Source organism: Mycobacterium sp. 1245801.1 (genome assembly GCF_001673055.1).
GTDB lineage: Bacteria > Actinomycetota > Actinomycetes > Mycobacteriales > Mycobacteriaceae > Mycobacterium > Mycobacterium europaeum_A.
The window spans coordinates 1-4,640 of record NZ_LZKY01000333.1 but is presented as its reverse complement, the minus strand read 5'-3'; the positions used below and the strand labels follow the sequence as shown (position 1 = coordinate 4,640).

4 protein-coding genes and 1 pseudogene are annotated in these 4,640 nt (G+C 60.5%); all 5 read left to right on the top strand.

Annotated features, from left to right (window positions below; translation table 11 throughout):
* Positions 1 to 474: pseudogene (locus A5622_RS29820) on the top strand (hypothetical protein); the annotation flags it as partial.
* Positions 471 to 2,210, top strand: a complete 1,740-nt coding sequence (locus A5622_RS20990; RefSeq protein ID WP_197508063.1) for a hypothetical protein — start codon at positions 471 to 473, stop codon at positions 2,208 to 2,210. The pseudogene A5622_RS29820 and the gene A5622_RS20990, both read left to right, overlap by 4 nt.
* Complete coding sequence (locus A5622_RS20985; RefSeq protein WP_066880984.1) at positions 2,210 to 2,611, top strand: DUF2744 domain-containing protein; 402 nt, start codon at positions 2,210 to 2,212, stop codon at positions 2,609 to 2,611. The genes A5622_RS20990 and A5622_RS20985 overlap by 1 nt, the downstream gene beginning before the upstream one ends.
* Positions 2,608 to 4,215, top strand: a complete 1,608-nt coding sequence (locus tag A5622_RS20980; RefSeq protein ID WP_066880980.1) for a hypothetical protein — start codon at positions 2,608 to 2,610, stop codon at positions 4,213 to 4,215. Before A5622_RS20985 ends, A5622_RS20980 begins: the two co-directional genes overlap by 4 nt.
* Before the next feature lie 142 nt (positions 4,216 to 4,357).
* Positions 4,358 to 4,640, top strand: a 283-nt coding sequence (locus A5622_RS20975) for a hypothetical protein (RefSeq protein ID WP_156753040.1), incomplete at its 3' end; no start/stop codon positions are given.

The window sequence follows — 4,640 nt, the reverse complement described above, 5'->3', positions numbered from 1 at the left end:
CTGCGCGCCGGGCAACCGATGTGGTACGAGGACGACGTCATCACCACATTCCAGTCAGGCGCCACAGCCTCTGCTGGTTTCATTGAGGTGGAGAACCGCACCGACCAGCCCATGCGGCACAAGTGGATCCTTACTCGCGCGACATGGACGCTGCCCGACTTCTCCTGGAAGGGCGGCAAATATCGCCGCAAGCCGGGCGGAGTGAACGCGACGCGGACGATCACGTTGCCGCCGATCACCGACGTGCAGGGCGGCGCGGTAGTCAGCCTGGACAGCATCAACGACCTGATGATCCGTGACGCCCACTACACCAACCTGCTCCCGCTGTTGGGCGGCAAGTTCTTTCAGTATGTGATTCCGCCGTACACCCCTAAGCAGTATCTGCCGATCTCATATATTGACGCTCCCGCCGGTGGTGCGATGGCGCAGTTGGTGCAGCCGCAACGCTGGTCGCGGCCGTGGGGGCTTGAGTGAGTGACGCGACCGCGGTTCTCGACTACGAGCCCACCACGATCAACTTCGCGACCCCGCTGGAAGAACAATGCGAAGCGATCTGGCAGGAAACCCTCAAGCAGCAGCGCGCCGAGATCGCGTTGCGCCGGCAACGCCCGGTCGTCCTGATTTACGACGGCGACTGGAACCTGCACTACAAACTTGACGGCGACTACAAGTCGCAGTTCTCGTGGATATCCAACGACACCGGCCCGGGCATGACGGCCATCCCGTTCGTTTCCAATGTGGCGCAATGGATCCACGACAGCCAGGGGCGTATCGACCGCGGCGAGAAACGCAACGTCCACGTAACGGTCGACTATTGCGGAGCACGCTGGGGCGGCCGCATGGACAACGCCAACGTGAAACTCACCGAAGACCTGGACAAGGTTCTCGAAGTCACCTGGCTGCATGACTACGAAAACCTCAAGTGGTACTCGATTTGGAGCAACCCGTTCCTGCCGGCCGCTTTCCAGTTCCCCCGGGCGTTCCTCCTGGCCGGCCCCGTGCCATGGGTGTTGAAGCTTTCCCTGTTCTTAAACATTTTGCGGGAACACAACCCGTTGATCACGATCCCCGACGACCCGCTGAACATCGGCTCGTGGTTCACCAGCCTGAACCAGTCGACCTGGAATGTGGTGGTGAAGCCGGGCAGCCTGCTGGATGGCATGGCGGCGGGGGACATTTGGGGTGTTGTGTCGTCGCGGTGGTCCAACTGGCATGACATGGCGCACCAAATGTTGGAGGACGGCGAGTACAGCGTCCACTGCCAGCGTTGGTTCACCGGCGACCCGATCCCGGCCGGATTCAACGCGGCGAATATGCGCGACGGCCAGCTCGTCGTCGACATCATCAACAAATCCGGGTTCCTGCTCGGAACATCCCACGGCGGAACCATTTTCGACGGGCTCGAGTTGACGTTCGCGGAGTTCGCGGACGACTTCATCGACTCCACCGAGACGGTCATCAGCGACAGTGACCTCGACCCGATAGTCCAGCAGAACTACTCAATCCCCGGACTGTTCTACACGCAGCGCGAGTTACCGTACGCGATTTACCGCGAGTCCGACCAGTCACCGATTCAGACCAGCGAGTTCATCAACAGCCCAGCCAAGGGCATTCAGGTGAACATCGGCGGCCACTCCATGCCCGGCGTCAACGAGGCCATCTCGGCGAGTATCCAAGCTGCCGGCGACATCCTCGGCAACATCATCCAAATCGGATCGCTCGGCGGCTCGATCGACACCCTGCTGAAGCCGCTGTACGAGGACACCGTGCTGGCGTTCTGGTCGGCGAAATCGACTGCCCGCGCGCAACAGTCAGGTTGGGGCCGGTACTTCGAATACTGGCAGGACGGCGCCAACAAGGCGTACACGATCGCCTCATTGATGGTATTGCGGGCCGGCTTCTGGGCGACCAAGACGACGCTGTCCTGCAAGGTGAGCGTGATCGACGGCATGCCTTACCGGGTCGGCGACAACGGCCTCGGACACTTCTTCCTCGACGACCGCATCGGAATCGTGCTGAAAGACGACATCCGCGGCCGCATCTACATGGACAGGGCGCGCCGCATCGACCTGGCGTGGGACGAGGACAACCCGTTCGCGCAGTGGCAGTTAACGATCGGCGACGACCGGGCATTGCAGGATCCGGCCCAGAGGGCTTGGGGCAAAATCGAATCCCTCGTTTCGGCGCTGAAGGAACTAGGTGTGTGGTGATGGCAACGGCTGCAAATCAATTCGACCCGAAGAAGTACAACTTCACTAAGGGCTTCCCGACACGTGAGAACTGCGACCTGAGCGACCCGAAGGAAATGTTTCTGTGGATGCTGGCCGCGTTGCCCGGTGTCCGCGGCGGGCAGCTCGTGATGCCGATCTCCTACAACATGGTTGTGTCGGAACACCTGCACGAGTGCGGCGCCAGGTTGGGCGCCGAGCCGATCAAAAAGTATCAGCCGCCATCAGCGAACGAGCCGCATTGGTTGACTTCCCCGGGCCGGTGGGTGCCTTTGGACGCACCCGACGTGAAGCCGCATCCGGCCCGGGAAGTTTTGGGCCGGATGACATCCCTGCAAAAGGCGGAGCTGCGGAAGTTGCTCAACGAGGAGGCTGAAGAGTGACTCAGCCTAACGATTACACGCCCAGTGATGCGGCGAACGCATCTTCGCTTTCCGCGTATGCGGCCAAGACGCAGGCCGACTGGGACGCCGAAATCCGGGCACCGTACACGAACACGTACACAGGGATTCTCGACGGGCTGTTCGGCGGCATCGCGCACGCCGGCTCGCTGGCCCTGTCGATCGTGTCCGAGGTGGTGCGGGCGATCCTCGGCCTAGACCCGACCACGTTCTTTACTTCCATCGAGCAGGCATTGTCTGCGTTGACCCACTTTTTCTCGCAGATCATCAACGGCTTCGTCGGGATCTTCAGCGGCGCAGTGGGTGTCGCCGGCAAGGCAGTAACCGACATCTTCTCTGCTATCGGCGGTTTCTTCGGAGCCCTGCTCAGCGGATTCACCGGCACGAGCACCACTAAAGCCCAGATCGCCTCGGCCTGGGACGTGCACATCGGAGCAGACGGTATCCGACAAACGGTCTCCAACTTGCAGTCCGAAGTTCAGGCGCTCAAGTTCGATGCGCTGCCACCTGGTGGCGTCAGATACGTGGATGCCGGCCCAGTCCCTTACATTTCGGGCTGGGGGCCGGACTGGACGCCATCGCCGGACAGCACGGGGACGGTATGTGTCACGACGACAGGATTCAGGTGGATTGATAGCGGAAGCGTGCAGCGGACATACCGAGCGCGCTATAACGCGGGGAAGACGGACACTGATAAGCAGGTTGCGGGGATGGTGCTATGGACCCTCATGGAGGGTCCGGCGTCGGCGGCAACGGCCGGGTGCGGTAACTATCTGTTTGCTCGCGTGAGCGACGATTGGCAATCGTTCATCTATCTTCGGTTGTACTACAACAAGGTTGAGCTTGGTTGTTACTCGGACGGCGTGCAGCATGTCTGGGATACCGTGTTGGGTAATCCGGCCACGGCGAGTCTGTGGGAGATCCAGGCTGGGACCGAGGATGACGATTACGAAATCCTCGTCTACCAGAACCGACAAACGATCTGCGATTACATAGATTCCGATCATGTAAGCAAGGTCGGTGAGGACTACCGCAGCGGCGGCATGGGAATGATTTCCGATGCCCGTCCGGGCGCGGAATCCACCCCGGGTGGCATTGCGCAGTGGTCATTGCGCGACCTGGCCCCCCCGGCGATCATCGGCACGGGCATGCGGGTCCGCAACGTGGATACCGTTGACACCTACACCATCCCAGGCGGTGGGCTGGTGTCTTCAGTTCCGAATGCATATTTCGATGAGGTCAACTACTGTTCCGCCGACCTCGATTGGGACGCGGCGACCACCACGGCAACTATCAGCACCGAGGGGTTCTACCAGATTGAATTCACGGTTTTGTTTTCGACCTGGTACAGCTCGGTCACCTTATACCCGGCGCTGATCCAAAATTCAGATGTCCTGGGAAGCAACCTCTTTGGTAGTGCTGGCACGCAATCGCAAGCACGTAGTTGCTCGGGGTCATTCACTACTTATTGCAGGCCTGGCGACGTCTTGGCGCCCGCCGTGGCGATATTAACCGCGGGAGCTATCAGCGTCACCGGAGATTCATTGGGGCAGACAGCTTGGCTAACGATCACGAAGGTTGGGTGATGTAAATGGCGACGGATGACGAAGACGCCCTCGTGGTTGTCGTAACAGGCAATACGGATCCGGGTGAGGTTTATCGGAGCGTGCAGCTTCCGCAACGATTCATTGACCTTTACGTCCCGCCCGGCGACGAAAGCGGTTCGTGATGACCGCAGTGACAGGAACTTTCACCGACCCGCAGGGCGACGGGGCCGTCGGATACGTCCGGTTCCAGCCACGCAACATTCGGGTAGCGGCCAGGGGCGGCAGCATCGTCACGGCGTCACGCATCACCGTCCCGCTCGACGGGTACGGCTACATGGTCGCGGAGATAGACCCGGGCGACTACAACGTGTCTATCGTGTTGCAAAGCGCCAGAACGTTTTACGGCACAATCTCGGTGCCGGACAGCGACGTGTCCATTGATATGCAGGATCTTCTGGCGAACT

What these genes read in the sequence shown, in the direction of transcription:
- A5622_RS20985 (WP_066880984.1), top strand. Translation starts at nt 2,210, where the DNA reads ATGGCAACGGCTGCAAATCAATTCGACCCGAAGAAGTACAACTTCACT.